This is a genomic window from Streptomyces sp. ISL-99, from assembly GCF_018614005.1.
Classification (GTDB): domain Bacteria; phylum Actinomycetota; class Actinomycetes; order Streptomycetales; family Streptomycetaceae; genus Streptomyces; species Streptomyces flavidovirens.
The window spans coordinates 65,151-80,127 of sequence record NZ_JAGGPC010000048.1 but is presented as its reverse complement, the minus strand read 5'-3'; the positions used below and the strand labels follow the sequence as shown (position 1 = coordinate 80,127).

Below are 14,977 nucleotides of genomic sequence, written 5' to 3'. Positions count from 1 at the left end.
CCGGCCAAACCCGCTCCACCGACCTTGCAGATGTCTGCGCGTCGCAACGCCATCACTCCCTGTTGTCACGTAGGGCGTAGAAGATGTTGCGGTCGGTGATCAGCGAGCTGAAGCTGAGCGGGATGCACCGGATTTCAGCGAGCGCGGACGGAACCGCGCAGGTCGCGGTGCGCGAGGAGAGCGTGCGATGCGGATGATGATGAAGGCCCGCATGGACACCCAGATGTCGAATCAGGTGACGAAGGGCGGAGCGATGCCCAAGTCACTGAAGTCAGCCATCGAGCAGCTGAAGCCCGAGGCCGCCTACTTCACCCCTGAGGGCGGGCGCACCATGTTTCTCGTATTCGACATGGAGGACAGCTCGCAGCTGCCATCCATCGCCGATCCGTTCTTCCAGGAGATGGGCGCGGAGGTCACATTTGAGCCGATCATGAACCTCGACGATTTGCAGAGGGGCCTTGCTGCCCTGCAGTAGCAGAGTTGAGCTCAGCGGCCGCATGCTGATCAGCCGGAAAGACTTCAGCGACCGGCCCGCCCAGTCGGCCAAACTGTGGTCGCAGAACTCAATGCTATCGATCGGCTCGGTGGGGTCGGTGTTGTCCATCGGGCCGGTCGGCTCGGCCCTGTCGGTCGGCTCGATCGGTTCCGCCCTGTCGCGGATCTCAGCCGGATCCTTGCTGAGCTCGGGATCACTGTTGTCGGCCCAGTCGCAGTGGTCGATACTGTCCTGGCGTTCCTCTCGCGGCTTCCTCTCCGCCGAGGCGAGTGTCTGACTGCGCAACAGCGCCGTGGACTACCCATGGACGAGAAAGCGCCCACCTTCTCTGACATCCACGGCTGACATCAACGACGCCGGACGGCGGTGCACCCCAGCATCCCTGTCCAGCCGTCGTGCTGGTGAATCGCGGCGGCCGGAACAGCCTCTGATCGAACTCCTAGAGCGGATGTCATGGCACGACGGAGCGCTGTCCCGGGGCCGTCTCGGGGCCGTGGAAGGGCGCTCAACGATGACCAACGCTGACAACTGTCGACAGCTCAGCAGCAGGTCACAGCTTTGATCAATTATGCGACCGCAGGTCAGAAACACCCTGTGTCACTTCTTCGGCTTCTGAGCCCAGTACGCACCCAGCACGAAGGCCCCCGTCCCATGGCGACGGGGGCCTTTGCTTTCGCGCACCAGCAGGGGATCGCGGGACAGCTGCTCGCCCTGATCGAGCTCGTCGAGGGGCGCATGCCGGGGGTACTGACGGCGCGCGCGTTACGACGCGAAGCGCGGCAATGCAGAGGGGAGCGCGCAGCGCTCTACTGAGGGCGGCGGGAGACGGGCGGGCGCTGACAGCGCGGGCAGAAGTAGCTGGAGCGGTTCATCCAGGGGCGCCGGCGCATCGCCGTGCCGCAGCGGCGGCAGGGTTCGTCCTCCCGCCCGTACGCGTCCAGGGACCGCTCGAAGTAGCCCGATTCGCCGTTCACGTTCACGTAAAGACTGTCGAAGCTGGTGCCGCCCACGGCGAGCGCTGCGTTCATCACGTCCCGCGCATGGCCGAGGAGTTCGGCCGCGCGGGGGCGCGTGATGGTCGCGGTGGGGCGCTCGTAGTGCAGCCGCGCGCGCCACAGCGCCTCGTCCGCGTAGATGTTGCCGACGCCGCTGATCAGTGACTGGTCGAGCAGGGCGCGCTTGATGGTCGTACGGCGCAGGCGCAGCGCCGTACAGAACGCGGCGTCGTCGAAGGCGGGGTCCAGGGGGTCGCGCGCGATGTGCGCGATGACGTCGGGGAGCCCGTCCGGGGAATTGTCGTGCAGCGACAGCCCGCCGAAGGTGCGCTGGTCGACGAAGCGCAATTCCGTACGGAAATCGCCCGCGGCGGAGCCGCTATCGGATTCCGTGAAGCGGACACGGATGCGCAGGTGCTTCTCGTCGGGGGCGGACTCCGGCTGTACGAGCAGCTGGCCGCTCATCCCGAGGTGACCGAGGACGGAGGCGGCGGTGTCCTCCAGCGGCAGCCACAGGTACTTGCCGCGGCGGCGCGCGGCCCCGACGCGGTGCCCCTTGAGACGTACGGCGAAATCCTCACCGCCGGCGAGGTGGCGGCGTACGGCCCGGGGGTGCAGGACCTGCACCTCGGAGACGGTACGGCCGGTGACCCAGCGCTCCAGCCCGCGACGTACGACTTCGACTTCGGGGAGCTCGGGCACGGATGCAGGATACCTCTGTGCCCCCTGCCGGATTCCGGCAGGGGGCACAGAGGGTACAGCGTGGGTGACTCAGGCGGTGGCCTGGGCCGACGGCGTCGCTTCGTCGGCCGTGGCCTTCACGGGCGTCGCCGCGGCCGTGGCCTCGGCCGCCGCGCGCTCGTCCGCGGCCGCGCGAATAGCGCGCCACGCGGACTCCGCCGCCTGCTGTTCCGCTTCCTTCTTGCTGCGGCCGGTGCCGGTGCCGTACGAGACACCACCGACGCGGGCAGCAGCAGTGAAGGTCTTCTCGTGGTCGGGTCCGGTCTCCGAGACGAGGTACTCGGGGACACCGAGGCCCTCGCTCGCGGTGAGTTCCTGGAGACTGGTCTTCCAGTCCAGGCCCGCACCGAGGCTCGAAGACTTCTCGATCAGCGGATCGAAGAGCCGGTGCACCAGTTCCGATGCGGCTCCGAGACCCTGATCGAGATAGACCGCGCCGATCACCGCTTCAAGGGTGTCGGCGAGGATGGATGCCTTGTCCCTGCCACCCGTGCCCTCTTCGCCCCGGCCGAGCCGGATGAAGGAGCCGAGTTCGAGGCCGCGGCCCACCTCCGCGAGTGCACGAGAGTTGACCACCGCGGCCCGCAGTTTGGCCAGCTGGCCTTCCGGCAGGTCGGGGTGGGTCCGGTACAGCGTGTCGGTGACCACCAGGCCGAGCACGGAGTCCCCGAGGAACTCCAGGCGCTCGTTGGTGGGCAGACCGCCGTTCTCGTACGCGTACGAACGGTGGGTCAGCGCGCGCACCAGAAGGGCGGACTCGAGCTGATACCCGAGCCGCCCTTCCAGAAGCGTGTGGGACGAGGCCGTGTTCTCCGCCGGCATTTTGGCGTTGTCCGCCTTGGCGTCAGACATCGTGCCTCTCACCAGCCGCTCAGACCTCGAGGACCTGGCGCTTGTTGTACGTGCCGCAGCTCGGGCACGCGATGTGCTGGAGCTTCGGCTCCTGGCAACGCTCACACGAAACCAGGGTGGGGACCGCAGCCTTCCACTGCGACCGGCGGTGGCGCGTGTTGCTGCGCGACATCTTCCGCTTCGGAACAGCCACGGCTACTTCTCCTGCTTCTCGTCGACGCCCGACTCGGCGGCGTCGCCAATGTTGTCCTTCTCGCCGTCCTGGTTGGTCCCGGCGAGTCCTTGCAGTGCCGCCCATCGAATGTCGACGGCGTCATGGTTGTGATCGGGATTCTCGTCCAGCCTGATCCCGCACTGCGGGCACAGGCCGGGGCAGTCCTCCCGGCACACCGGCTGCATCGGCAGTGCGAGCACTACCGCATCACGCAGCACGGACTCGAGGTCGAAGAGACCTTCCTCGAGGTAGAGCGTGTCCTCGTCGTCCTCGTCGTCGTCGGCCGGTTCCGCCTTGTGGCGGCCCCGGTCATCGGCGGCAGGGTACGAGAACATCTCCTGGAAGTCCGCTGCAACGTCGAGCTCCAGCGGCTCCAGACACCTTACGCACTCCCCCTCGGCCGTCGCACGGGCGGTGCCTGTGACAAGCACCCCTTCCATGACGGATTCGAGGCGGAGCCTGAGATTGATCGGTGCGCCGTCGGGCACGCCGATGACCCCGTCGAGACCGAAGTTCTTGGGGGCCGCTACCGAGCGGGTCAGCCGCTGGAGCGCACCGGGACGCCGACCCAGCTCGTGCGTGTCGAACACGAGGGGGTTGCGGTGGTCGAGGTGGGCGTTCAGGGGTCTTCCTGCTTTCGGTTCGCTGTGGTGGGCCGTCGTGTCGCTGTCGCGAAGGCGAAGCGGGCAGCCGTGATCGCGGGCATACGCGCGACCGAAGAGCCAGGATACTTGACGCTTCGCTCAGGGCCCAATCGGTCCCTACCGCCCCTGCTCGTACTCCCGCAGCCGGTCGAGGTCGATCATGCCCGTGTCGAACAGGCTGGTCTCGTCGAGAGCCGCCTGCTGCTGGGGCACCTGCCCGGCCGGCTGCGGGTGCTGCTGGCCATAGCCCTGCCCTTGGTCGTAGCCCTGCTGCTGGTACGCGTAGGGGTCCTGCTGCTGGTAGGCGTACGGATCCGGCTGCTGAGCGGCGTAGGGGTCCTGCGGCTGCTGGTAGGCGTAGGGGTCCTGCTGCTGTTGCGGCTGCTGGTACGCGTACGGGTCGTACGGCTGCTGCGCGGGAATGTGCGGCTGCTCCGGCACCGGCACGGGGGCCGGCTGGGCGTGCTGCTGCACGGCCTGCGGCTCCGCCAGGTCGGCGAGGAAGTCCGCGTCGCTGCTGTGCTGCTGTCCGGCCTCGTCCTGGGCCAGCATGTGCGCGCCGAGCTCGTCCGTCGCCACCCGCCCGTGCAGCTTCTGCCGGCCGCGGCCGACCGCTTCGAGGGTCTTGGAGAGCACGGCCTCGAAGGCGCCGAGCTTGGTGTCGACGTACTCGTCCGCGCGCATGCGCAGGGTCTCCGGGTCGTGGCTGCGCTCCGGGGCCTCCGCGAAGTCGGGGTCCCCATAACCCTGGTCGTCGAGGCCGGGGCCGCGGCCGAGCAGCTTCTCGCGGCCGCGGTCGACGGAGCCGAGGGTCTTGGTGAGGACGACTTCGAAGTTCGCGAGCTTGGAGTCGACGTACTCGTCGGCCTCGGCGCGGATCTCCTCGGCGTCCCGGCGGGCCTCGCCGAGGATGCGGTCGGCCTCCTCCTGGGAGCGGCGGACGACCTCGGTGTCGGAGATGAGGGCACCGCGCTGGGCGTGCGCGGACTCGATGATGCGCTCGGCCTCCTGGCGGGCCTGCTCGGTGATCTGCTCGTGGCCGCCGATCAGCTCCTGCGCCTGCGCGAGGGAGCCGGGCAGGGCCTGGCGTACCTCTTCGAGCATCGAAAGCAGATCGGCGCGGTTGACCACGCACGAGGCCGACATGGGCATGGACCGGGCGCTGCCGACCGCTTCGACGATCTCGTCGAGCTTCTTCTGCACGTCCACCGTGTGCTCGCCACCTGTTCTTCCGGCTGGAGACGGACGGGACGACTGTACGGGCAGTCGGCCACCGGCCGACACCTGGTGACGTTCCGTCAGATTGTCACTTCTTCGCGAGACGCTCGGTGAGCGCGCCGAGAACCCTCGGGGGGACCAGGTGGGAGACGTCGCCGCCCCAGGCCGCGACCTCCTTGACCAGGCTGGAGGAGAGGAAGCTGTAGGTGGGGTTGGTGGGGACGAACAGGGTCTCGACACCCGAGAGGCCGTTGTTCATCTGGGCCATCTGGAGCTCGTAGTCGAAGTCGCTGACCGCGCGCAGCCCCTTCACGATGGCCGGGATGTCGCGCTCCTTGCAGAAGTCGACGAGGAGGCCGTGGAAGGACTCGACCTCGACGTTGCCGAACTCGGCGGTGATCTCGCGGATCAGGTCGATCCGCTCCTCGATCGTGAACAGTCCCTGCTTGGACTGGTTGATCATCACCGCGACGTGTACGACGTCGTACAGCTTGGAGGCGCGGGCAATGATGTCGAGATGTCCATTGGTGATCGGGTCGAATGACCCGGGACAGACTGCGCGGCGCATCTGTAGTCCCTCGCTCTCCGGTCCGGTCATCGTGCGTCTTCGCACGTAGAGGCGGCGCGACCGTACCAAAGCGTCCCCTCGCCGTAGCGACGGGCCCGCAGTGGCTCAAATCCCTTGGGCCAGTTGAATTCTCCACCTCTTGTGCTGCGCTCCACGGTGGCCACGGCATCGCCCGCAAGCCAGCCCTGGGTGCGGAGTGTGAGGAGGATCTCGCGAAGATCGTCGTCGGTGACGGCGTACGGCGGGTCGAGGAACACCACGTCGTACGGCGTCTCGGGCGCCGGACCTGTGATGATCTGCTCCGCTTTGCCCGCCCGGACTTCGGCGCCGGGCAGGCCCAGGGTGCGGACGTTGTCCCGGACGGTGCGGGCGGCCCGGCTGTCGGCTTCGACCAGCAGGGCGTGCACGGCGCCGCGCGACAACGCCTCCAGGCCCACGGCGCCCGAGCCCGCGTACAGGTCGGCGACCCTGATGCCCTCGAGCGTGCCGAGCAGCGACTCCCAGGTGGAGAACATGCCCTCACGCGCGCGGTCGGATGTGGGGCGGGTGCCATTGCCCGGCGGGACGGCCAGGCGGCGTCCGCCGGCCGTGCCGGCGATCACGCGGGTCATGGGTGTCGGTTCCTAGGGTCATGGGCTGTGGGCCGTGGGCGGAGCGGTGCTGTTGCACCCATTGTCAGCCCTTGTCGAGGTACTGCTCCCTCTCCTTGTCGAGCAGGGCGTCCAGAGCGGTGCGCAGCTCCGGCAGCCGTCGCAGCTCTGGGTCGTCGTTGACGACGGCTACGGCCTCCTCGCGGGCCGCCACGATGACCTCCTCGTCGTCGATGACGGCGAGCATCCGCAGCGACGACCGGACACCGGACTGGGCCTGGCCGAGTACGTCGCCCTCGCGGCGCTGTTCGAGGTCGATACGGGAGAGCTCGAAGCCGTCGAGGGTCGCGGCGACGGCGGACAGCCGGGCGCGGGCCGGGCTCGCCTCGTGCATCTCGCTGACGAGCAGGCACAGCCCGGGCGCCGAGCCACGGCCCACCCGGCCGCGCAGCTGGTGCAGCTGCGATACGCCGAACCGGTCGGCGTCCATGATCACCATCGCGGTGGCGTTGGGGACGTTCACGCCGACCTCGATGACCGTGGTGGCGACCAGGACGTCCACCTCCCCGGCGGTGAATCGGCGCATCACGTCGTCCTTGTCGTCGGGCTGCATGCGCCCGTGCAGGACTTCGACGCGCAGGCCCTTCAGCGGACCCGCGGCGATCTGCTCGGCGATCTCCAGGACCGCGAGCGGCGGCCGCTTCTCGGGGTCCTCGTCGGCGGCCGCGGCCTTCTTCCTGCCCCCCTTGGGATCGTCCTCGTCGTCGCCGATACGCGGGCATACGACGTACGCCTGATGCCCGTTCTCCACTTCCTCGCGCACGCGCTCCCACGCGCGGGCGAGGAAGCGCGGCTTGTCCTTGGCCGGGACGACGTGGGTGGCGATGGGCGAGCGGCCGGCCGGGAGCTGGTCGAGGACCGAGGTCTCCAGGTCGCCGAAGACGGTCATCGCGACCGTGCGCGGGATGGGGGTCGCCGTCATCACCAGCAGGTGCGGTGGCTGCTTGCCCTTCGAGCGCAGGGCGTCGCGCTGCTCGACGCCGAAGCGGTGCTGTTCGTCGACGACGACGAGACCCAGATCGTGGAACTGCACCTTGTCCTCGATCAGCGCGTGCGTACCGATGACGATGCCCGCCTCTCCGGTGACCAGGTCGAGCAGGGCCTGACGGCGGGCGGGCATGCCCATGGAGCCGGTGAGCAGCACGACCTTGGTGCCCTGCTCGGCGCCGCCGAGCATGCCGCCCTCGGCCAGCTCGCCCATCATCTCGGTGATGGACCGGTGGTGCTGCTGGGCGAGCACCTCGGTGGGCGCGAGCATCGCGGCCTGGCCGCCCGCGTCGACGACGGCGAGCATGGCGCGCAGCGCCACCATCGTCTTTCCACTGCCCACTTCGCCCTGGAGGAGGCGGTGCATGGGGTGTTCGGTGGCCAGGTCGTCGAAGATCTCCTTGGAGACCTTCTGCTGGCCGTCGGTGAGGGTGAAGGGCAGCTTGGCGTCGAAGGCGTCGAGCAGGCCGCCGGGGACGGGGCGGCGGGCAACGGCCGGGAGCTGGGTGTCGGCGAACCGGCGCCGGGCGAGGGCTACTTGGAGTACGAACGCCTCATCCCATTTGAGCCGGTCCCGTGCCTCGGCGATGTCCGCCTTGGTGCGCGGGCGGTGCACCTTGCGGAACGCGTCGGGCAGGTCCGTGAGCCCGCGGCCCTCGCGCAGGGCGGGCGGCAGGGGGTCGGCGATCTCCTGCCAGCCGGTGGCCTCCATGGAGGCCAGTACCAGGTCGATCGTCTTGGCGATCTTCCAGCTCTCCATCTGGGCGCAGGCCGGGTAGAGCGGGATCAGCTGGTTCGCCCAGGCTTCGACGGCGTCGGCGCCGCTGTCCTTGCCGAGCATTTCGTAGGCCGGGTGGGAGAGCTGGCGGATGTTGCGGAACATGCCGACCTTGCCGGAGAACATGCCGCGGCGGCCCGGCAGCAGTTCCTTCTGGTGGTGGTAGATCGACTTGCCGAAGAAGACCAGCTGGAGCCGTCCGCTGCCGTCGGTGAGCGTCACCTCCAGGCGCTGGCCCCTGCCGTTGTTGAAGCGCAGGACGCGAGCGTCGGCGACCTGGGCGACCACGGTGGCGTGCTCGTCGAGGGGGAGGTCGGCGAGCTGGGTCAGCTCGCCGCGTTCGGCGTACCGCCGGGGGTAGTGATGCAGCAGGTCACCGACCGTGTGCAGGTCGAGGTGCTCGGCCATCACCTTCGCGGTGGTGCCGCCGAGCGTCTTCTTGAGTGGTTCGTCGAGCGCGGGCACGAAATCCATTGGACACCATGGCTCTGACAACTGGCGGCCGCCCGATCCCGGAATCCGGGAGCGCAGACGTCAGCCCGGGTCCGCGGTACCGCGGACCCCGTTCCCGGGCGCTCTCATTCCACGCCGATCAGCAGCGGGGAAGACTGGCGGCCGCCGTCGTACGTGACCGTGTCCACCGCCAGGTGGGACTCGCGTACATGGGCAGCCAAATACTCCGCCAGGTCCGCCGGCGCCTCCTCCCCCAGCACCAGCGTCACCATCTCGCCGCCCGCCGCCAGCATCCGGTCCAGGACCGTGCGGGCCGCCGCCGTCAGGTCGGACCCGATCACGACCACGTCGCCGTCGATCAGGCCGAGCACATCACCGGCCTGGCAGATGCCGGCCATCGTCCATGACTGCCGCTCCGCGATGGTCAGTTCGCCGTAGCGGGTGGCGCCCGCCGCCGACGTCATCGCCACGACGTCCTCGTCGAAGCGCCGGTCCGGTTCGTGGACGGCGAGGGCCGCGATGCCCTGGACCGCCGCGCGGGTCGGGATCAGGGCGACCCGTACCCCTTCGGTACGGACCTGCTCCGCCGCCGCGGCCGCCGTGTGCCGCAGGTCGGCGTCGTTCGGCAGCAGGACGACCTCGCGGGCGTGGGCGCGCCGGATCGCCTCCGCCAGTTCCCCGCTCGCGGGCGGCTCTCCCGGGCGCGCGAGCACAGTCGTGGCGCCGGCCTCGGCGCACAGCCCCGCGAGCCCTTCGCCGGGTACGACGGCGACGACCGCCCGCTGGGCCCGTTCGCGGGGCGGCGCGACCCGGTCGGCGGCGAAGTGCGTGATGCGGATCCGGTACGGGCGGCCTGCCTCGACGCCCGCCTCGACCGCGGCGCCCGCGTCGTCCACGTGCACATGGACGTTCCACAGGCCGTCGCCGCCGACGACGACGAGCGAGTCCCCGAACCCGTCGAGCCGGGTGCGCAGCCGGGCCACCGCCGCGTCGTCCGCTTCGAGCAGGTAGATCACCTCGAACGCGGGGCCGCCCTCCTGCCCCGCGTCCGCCGGGCAGTCGTCGGTCACGGGCAGCGGCGCCGGCGCTTGCCGCTTGTGTACGGCGACGGCCTCGCCCGAGACCGCTTCGACCAGCGCGCCGAGTACGGCCACCAGCCCCCGCCCGCCCGCGTCCACCACGCCCGCACGCCCGAGCACGGCCAGCTGCCGGGGGGTCGCCTCAAGCGCGGTGCGCGCCCCTTCGTACGCCGCGCGCACCACCTCGGTGGCGTCGCCGCCCGTTCGCTCGGCGGCGTCGGCCGCCGCGGTGGCGACGGTGAGCACGGTGCCCTCGACGGGGTGCGCGACCGCCTGGTAGGCGGATTCGGCTGCCCTGCGCAGCCCTCTGCGCAGCCCTTCCGCGTCGGCGCCCCGGTCGGAGAGCACCTGTGCCATGCCGCGCAGCAGCTGGGCCAGGATGGTTCCGGAGTTGCCCCGGGCGCCGATGAGCGCGCCGTGCGCCATGGCCCGTACCGCGTCCGCGAGAGCGGGACCCGATGCCTGCGCAGCCCGCGCACCATCGGTGCCGGTGACGGTCTCGTGCGCGGTGAACACCGCTTCGACGGCCTGCGCGGCGGATTCCACGGTCAGGTAGAGGTTGGTGCCGGTGTCCCCGTCCGCGACCGGATAGACGTTGATCGCGTCGATTTCCTCGCGGGCTCTGCCCAGCGCCTCCAGGGCCAGTGAGCACCAGGTCCGTACCGCGACGGCGTCGAGGGTCTGCGGCACCTGGCGTCCTCCTTGAGAGCGGGTTGAACCGCAGGGTAGTCGCGCCATGCGCCACCTCGATGGCGGGGGCGGACGCGGGGGGACGGGGCGAGGGGCCTCGGGAGCCATGGTAGTTTCGTTCTACGGGAGCAGCCGATGTATGCTGCTCCGGTTGCCCGATGAAAATCGGGACATTCCCCCGGCTACGCCACTCGATTCTTCGATCCCGGCATGCCGGGATCCACTGTAAGTGCATCTGAAGTCTTTGGAGTGACCCGTGGCTGCCAACTGCGACGTCTGCGGCAAGGGGCCGGGCTTCGGCAACAACATTTCGCACTCGCACCGCCGTACGTCCCGTCGCTGGAATCCCAACATCCAGCGCGTGCGTGCAGTGGTCGGTCGGACGCCGAAGCGGCTCAACGTCTGCACCTCGTGCATCAAGGCCGGCAAGGTCTCGCGCTGACGTATGCCAAGCGCGGCCACCTAGCTGGTTGCTTAAGAACCGGTCCACCCTTGTGGTGGGCCGGTTCTTTTTATGACTGACCCTGCTATTCCTGGCTGTTCCTCAGGCGCCAGCCGTGGTCGACCGGGCCGATCCCGGTGCCCAGCGCGAACCCGGCCGCGATGGCCTCGGTCACGTACTCCTTGGCCGCGGACACGGCCTGCGGTACGTCGAGGCCCTTCGCCAGGCCCGACGCGATCGCGGACGCCAGTGTGCAGCCCGTCCCGTGCGTGTGCCGGTTGTCGTGGCGGGGGGCCCGGAGCCAGTGCTCCTCCGTGCCGTCCGTCAGGAGGTCAACCGCGTCGCCCGGCAGGTGGCCGCCCTTGACGAGCACCCAGCGCGGCCCGAATTCGAGGAGCGCGCCCGCCGCCCGCCGCAGTCCCGCCTCGGACTCCACGCGTACGCCGGTGAGCTGGGCCACCTCGTCGAGGTTCGGGGTGGCGACGGTCGCCGTGGGCAGCAGCTTCGTCCGTACCGATTCGAGGGCGGACGTGGCGAGCAGCGGGTCGCCGTGCTTGGAGACGCCCACCGGGTCGACGACCACTGGGACGTCGGTGCCGGCGAGCAGTTCCGCGACCGTCTCGACGAGTTCGGCCGAGGACAGCATCCCGGTCTTCACGGCCTGTACGCCGATGTCGTCGACGACGCTGCGGTACTGGGCCCGTACGGCCTCCACCGGCAGGTCCCAGGCCCCTTGCACACCCAGGGAGTTCTGCGCCGTCACGGCGGTGAGCACGCTCATGCCGTGCACGCCGAGGGCCAGCATCGTCTTGAGGTCGGCCTGGATGCCCGCACCGCCGCCGGAGTCGGATCCGGCGACGGTGAGGACGCAAGGAAGTATTCGCATACGGGCGAATCTAGTACGCCGGGGCTGCGGGACTAGGGGGCGGTCTCGATGTCCCCGAAGTGGTCCCAGCCGCCCTTGCTCGTCCAGGGCGCCCCGTCGACCGTCACCTGCGGCAGCGCGGAGGGGTTGAGGACCTCACCGATGATCTTCCAGCGGGCGGGCAGCTTCGTGTCCGGCGGGAACGTCGCCACGATAGCGTGGTCCTCTCCCCCGGTCAGCACCCACTGCAGCGGGTCCACGCCCACGGCCTGCCCGATGTCGGACATCTGCGTCGGGATGTCGATGAGCCCGGACCGCAGGTCGATACGGACCTTGCTGGCCTCCGCGATGTGGCCGAGGTCGGCCACGAGCCCGTCGCTGACATCCGTCATGGCGGTGGCGCCGAGCTCGGCGGCCGCGGGGCCCGCGTGGTACGGCGGCTCGGGGCGCCGGTGCGCCTCGACGAAGGCGCGCGGCGAGCGGAACCCGCGCGAGAGGACGGCCAGGCCCGCCGCCGACCAGCCCAGCCAGCCGGTGACGGCGACCACGTCGCCGGGCCTCGCGCCCGACCGCGTCACCGGTTCGTGGTTGCGCAGATCGCCGAGCGCGGTGATCGCCACGGTGATGGTCTCGCCGCGTACGACGTCACCGCCGACGACGGCGGCGCCCGCGACCGCGCACTCGTCCCTGATGCCGTCCATCAGCTCGGTCGGCCAGCTCACGGGAAGTTCGGCGGGCACGACGAGGCCGAGCAGCAGCGCGGTCGGCACCGCGCCCATGGCGGCGATGTCCGCGAGGTTCTGGGCCGCCGCCTTGCGGCCCACGTCGTACGCCGTCGACCAGTCGCGCCGGAAGTGCCGTCCCTCGAGCAGGATGTCCGTACTCGCCACGACCCGCCCGTCGGGTGCGGCCACGACGGCGGCGTCGTCGCCGGGCCCCAGCCGTACCGCCGGGGTGGAGGTGAGCCGGGAGGTGAGCTCTCTGATGAGCCCGAACTCCCCCAGTTCGCCCACAGTGCCCTTCATGGATGTGCCCCTTCTGCCCCAGTGCGCTTGCGGTCGCGAGCCATCACTGCTGTAGGTACCGTCAACACATACGTCAACTTCTGGTCTCCCTACGCCACGCTCCGTACGCCGACGGCCGCGCAGGTCTCCCCGCTGCCCGCGACGACGCGATACGGTGGCGTCTCTTTATCTCCCACATGATCCTCGTGGCCGCCCTGGAGGTTCCGTGGTACAGGCGTACATCCTCATTCAGACCGAGGTGGGCAAGGCGTCGTCCGTCGCCGAGACCATCGGCAAGATTCCGGGAGTGATCCAGGCCGAGGACGTGACCGGACCCTATGACGTGATCGTGCGGGCGCAGGCCGACACGGTCGATGATCTCGGCCGGCTGGTGGTCGCCAAGGTCCAGCAAGTGGACGGGATCACCCGCACTCTGACCTGCCCGGTCGTGCACATCTAGCCCCCGTCTACTCTTGGCCGGTGACTTCCACTTCCCGCCGGCTTCTGTCGTACTGGTCGGTGTCGGCGCTCTCGTGCGCCGCCCTGCTGCTCGCTGCCGTCGGCTGCTCCCTCACGGACGATGCCGTGGCGGTCCCGGTTCCCACCCCGTCCTCGGAAGAGGCCGAGGTGTGCCGGGCACTGCACCGTGAGCTGCCGGAGGCCGTCGACGGGCAGCAGCGGCGCACCGCCGAGCCGGAGTCGGACCTCACCGCCGTATGGGGAGATCCGGCGATCGTACTGCGCTGCGGTGTCCCGCGGCCGGAGAAGATGGACGATCCGGCGGCGAAGGCGGTGGAGGCGGACGGCGTCAACTGGATGCTGGAGCGGCAGGGGGACGGCAGTCCGCGCTTCACCACGACCTACCGCGAGGCCTACGTCGAGGTGACCCTCCCCGCGAAGTACGCCCACGACGTCACGCCGTTGGCGGCCTTCGCGGCGCCGGTGAAGAAGACGGTGCCGGACAGCCTCCAGCCGCTGCCCGGCGCACGTCGCGTCGCTGGCTAGCGCAGGCCCGTCGGGCGGCGCAGCGCGGCCTGGATCAGCCGGTCGACGAGCTCCGGGTAGGACACCCCGGTCTCCTGCCACATCCGCGGGTACATGGAGATGGGCGTGAAGCCCGGCATGGTGTTGATCTCGTTGATCACGAACTCGCCGCTGTCGAGCAGGAAGAAGTCGGCGCGCACCAGGCCCTCGCAGGACGCGGCGTCGAACGCCTCGACCGCGAGCCGCCGCACCTCGGCGGTCTGCTCGTCGGTCAGCGGCGCGGGCACCAGACCGGCCGCCGAGTCGATGTACTTCGCCTCGAAGTCGTAGAAGTCGTGGGACGTGACGGGCGGGATCTCGGCGGGCACACTCGCGCGCGGGCCGTCCTCGAACTCCAGCACACCGCACTCGATCTCGCGGCCGCGCAGCAGCGACTCGACGAGGATCTTGGGGTCGTGGCGCTGCGCCTCCTCGATCGCCTCGTCGAGGCCGGAGAGGTCGCTGACCTTGGTGATGCCCATGGAGGATCCGCCGCGCGCGGGCTTGATGAAGAGGGGCCAGCCGTGCTCGCCGGCGAAGTCGACGATCCTCTTGCGGGCGGCGGAGGGGTCGTTCTCCCACTCCCGGGGGCGGATGACCTCGTACGGGCCGACCGGCAGCCCGAAGGAGATGAACACCCGCTTCATGTACTCCTTGTCCTGGCCGACGGCCGAGGCGAGCACACCGGAGCCGACGTACGGGACACCGGAGAGCTCCAGGAGGCCCTGGAGGGTGCCGTCCTCGCCGTACGGGCCGTGCAGCATGGGGAAGACGACGTCGACCTCGCCCAGCGCCTTGGGCACCGAGCCCGGCTCGCTCAGGACCACTTCGCGGTTGCCCGGGTCGACCGAGAGGACCACGCCGCCCTCGGTCGATTCGGCGAGGTTCTCGACGCTCGGCAGGGTCCGGTCGGTGATGGCCATCCGGTCGGGCTCGTCGGCGGTCAGCGCCCAGCGGCCGTCCGTCGTGATGCCGATCGGCAGTACGTCGTACTTCTCGCGGTCGATGGCCCGCAGTACGGCGCCGGCCGTGACGACCGAGATGGCGTGCTCGGAGCTGCGGCCGCCGAAAACGACGGCCACGCGCGGCTTGCGGGGCTCCTGCGCGGGGCTCTGGGGGAGGTTCTCGCTGCTCATATCGAGCTGAGACTACCGTGCACATCCGGTGCCGTGGAGTGCGGGCGCGGGCGCGGCGTGCTGCCCGGCTCCCCGGCCGGTGCCCGGAGGCCACCGCAGCGCCTCGCAGCCCGCCAAGCGGCGCGACAGGTGCGTGAAGAAG

17 protein-coding genes are annotated in these 14,977 nt (G+C 70.0%); 5 read left to right on the top strand and 12 right to left on the bottom strand.

Going from position 1 to position 14,977, the window contains the following annotated elements; all coding sequences use genetic code 11:
- The first annotated feature begins 187 nt into the window (after positions 1 to 187).
- Positions 188 to 475 carry a DUF3303 family protein gene (locus J7E91_RS27980; RefSeq protein ID WP_214909343.1) on the top strand — a complete coding sequence of 96 codons (288 nt, stop codon included), beginning with the start codon at positions 188 to 190 and terminating at the stop codon, positions 473 to 475.
- 22 nt (positions 476 to 497) lie between these two features.
- A complete protein-coding gene (locus J7E91_RS27975) occupies positions 498 to 773 on the top strand; it encodes a hypothetical protein (RefSeq protein ID WP_214909341.1) in 276 nt (91 codons plus the stop codon).
- A gap of 529 nt (positions 774 to 1,302) precedes the next feature.
- Here the strand turns inward: J7E91_RS27975 and mutM are convergent.
- The 9 genes from mutM to J7E91_RS27930 all read right to left on the bottom strand — a co-directional run bounded on the left by mutM (position 1,303) and on the right by J7E91_RS27930 (position 10,413).
- Positions 1,303 to 2,193, bottom strand: a complete 891-nt coding sequence (gene mutM / locus J7E91_RS27970) for a bifunctional DNA-formamidopyrimidine glycosylase/DNA-(apurinic or apyrimidinic site) lyase (protein ID WP_214909339.1) — start codon at positions 2,191 to 2,193, stop codon at positions 1,303 to 1,305.
- Between the two features lie 69 nt (positions 2,194 to 2,262).
- A complete protein-coding gene (gene rnc / locus J7E91_RS27965; RefSeq protein WP_251016358.1) occupies positions 2,263 to 3,084 on the bottom strand; it encodes a ribonuclease III in 822 nt (273 codons plus the stop codon).
- A 19-nt stretch (positions 3,085 to 3,103) separates the two neighbouring features.
- Positions 3,104 to 3,277, bottom strand: coding sequence for a 50S ribosomal protein L32 (gene rpmF / locus J7E91_RS27960; RefSeq protein WP_003965982.1), 174 nt, complete (start codon positions 3,275 to 3,277; stop codon positions 3,104 to 3,106).
- Between the two features lie 2 nt (positions 3,278 to 3,279).
- On the bottom strand, positions 3,280 to 3,921 hold the full coding sequence (locus tag J7E91_RS27955) for a DUF177 domain-containing protein (RefSeq protein WP_214909499.1): 642 nt from the start codon (positions 3,919 to 3,921) through the stop codon (positions 3,280 to 3,282).
- A gap of 138 nt (positions 3,922 to 4,059) precedes the next feature.
- The gene (locus J7E91_RS27950) at positions 4,060 to 5,151 is read right to left on the bottom strand and encodes an ATP synthase F0 subunit B (RefSeq protein ID WP_214909336.1); all 1,092 of its coding nucleotides are present in this window, start codon (positions 5,149 to 5,151) and stop codon (positions 4,060 to 4,062) included.
- 97 nt (positions 5,152 to 5,248) lie between these two features.
- Complete coding sequence (gene coaD / locus J7E91_RS27945) at positions 5,249 to 5,758, bottom strand: pantetheine-phosphate adenylyltransferase (protein WP_028814582.1); 510 nt, start codon at positions 5,756 to 5,758, stop codon at positions 5,249 to 5,251.
- Positions 5,755 to 6,339: a 16S rRNA (guanine(966)-N(2))-methyltransferase RsmD gene (rsmD, locus tag J7E91_RS27940; protein WP_214909335.1), complete on the bottom strand. Its 585-nt coding sequence runs from the start codon at positions 6,337 to 6,339 to the stop codon at positions 5,755 to 5,757. Before rsmD ends, coaD begins: the two co-directional genes overlap by 4 nt.
- A 64-nt stretch (positions 6,340 to 6,403) precedes the next feature.
- On the bottom strand, positions 6,404 to 8,617 hold the full coding sequence (gene recG, locus J7E91_RS27935; protein ID WP_214909334.1) for an ATP-dependent DNA helicase RecG: 2,214 nt from the start codon (positions 8,615 to 8,617) through the stop codon (positions 6,404 to 6,406).
- A gap of 104 nt (positions 8,618 to 8,721) precedes the next feature.
- Positions 8,722 to 10,413 carry a DAK2 domain-containing protein gene (locus J7E91_RS27930; RefSeq protein ID WP_214909333.1) on the bottom strand — a complete coding sequence of 564 codons (1,692 nt, stop codon included), beginning with the start codon at positions 10,411 to 10,413 and terminating at the stop codon, positions 8,722 to 8,724.
- A gap of 208 nt (positions 10,414 to 10,621) precedes the next feature.
- Between J7E91_RS27930 and rpmB the strand changes: the two genes are divergently transcribed.
- Positions 10,622 to 10,807, top strand: a complete 186-nt coding sequence (gene rpmB, locus J7E91_RS27925) for a 50S ribosomal protein L28 (protein WP_003957616.1) — start codon at positions 10,622 to 10,624, stop codon at positions 10,805 to 10,807.
- Between the two features lie 85 nt (positions 10,808 to 10,892).
- On the opposite strand, the gene thiD is transcribed toward rpmB, so the two are convergent.
- Both thiD and J7E91_RS27915 read right to left on the bottom strand, forming a co-directional pair.
- Positions 10,893 to 11,693 carry a bifunctional hydroxymethylpyrimidine kinase/phosphomethylpyrimidine kinase gene (gene thiD / locus J7E91_RS27920; protein WP_214909332.1) on the bottom strand — a complete coding sequence of 267 codons (801 nt, stop codon included), beginning with the start codon at positions 11,691 to 11,693 and terminating at the stop codon, positions 10,893 to 10,895.
- A 32-nt stretch (positions 11,694 to 11,725) separates the two neighbouring features.
- Positions 11,726 to 12,697 (bottom strand): thiamine-phosphate kinase, encoded by a 972-nt coding sequence (locus tag J7E91_RS27915; protein WP_214909330.1) that lies wholly within the window; start codon positions 12,695 to 12,697, stop codon positions 11,726 to 11,728.
- Positions 12,698 to 12,902: 205 nt separating this feature from the next.
- On the opposite strand from J7E91_RS27915, the gene J7E91_RS27910 reads away from it, so the two are divergent.
- Together J7E91_RS27910 and J7E91_RS27905 are read left to right on the top strand one after the other, a co-directional pair.
- A complete protein-coding gene (locus J7E91_RS27910; protein WP_069926747.1) occupies positions 12,903 to 13,136 on the top strand; it encodes an Lrp/AsnC family transcriptional regulator in 234 nt (77 codons plus the stop codon).
- A 20-nt stretch (positions 13,137 to 13,156) separates the two neighbouring features.
- Positions 13,157 to 13,681, top strand: coding sequence for a DUF3515 domain-containing protein (locus tag J7E91_RS27905; protein ID WP_214909329.1), 525 nt, complete (start codon positions 13,157 to 13,159; stop codon positions 13,679 to 13,681).
- Here J7E91_RS27905 and J7E91_RS27900 read toward each other — a convergent pair.
- Positions 13,678 to 14,835 (bottom strand): D-alanine--D-alanine ligase family protein, encoded by a 1,158-nt coding sequence (locus J7E91_RS27900; RefSeq protein ID WP_214909328.1) that lies wholly within the window; start codon positions 14,833 to 14,835, stop codon positions 13,678 to 13,680. The two genes, J7E91_RS27905 and J7E91_RS27900, sit on opposite strands and share 4 nt — an antisense overlap.
- Positions 14,836 to 14,977 lie beyond the last annotated feature (142 nt).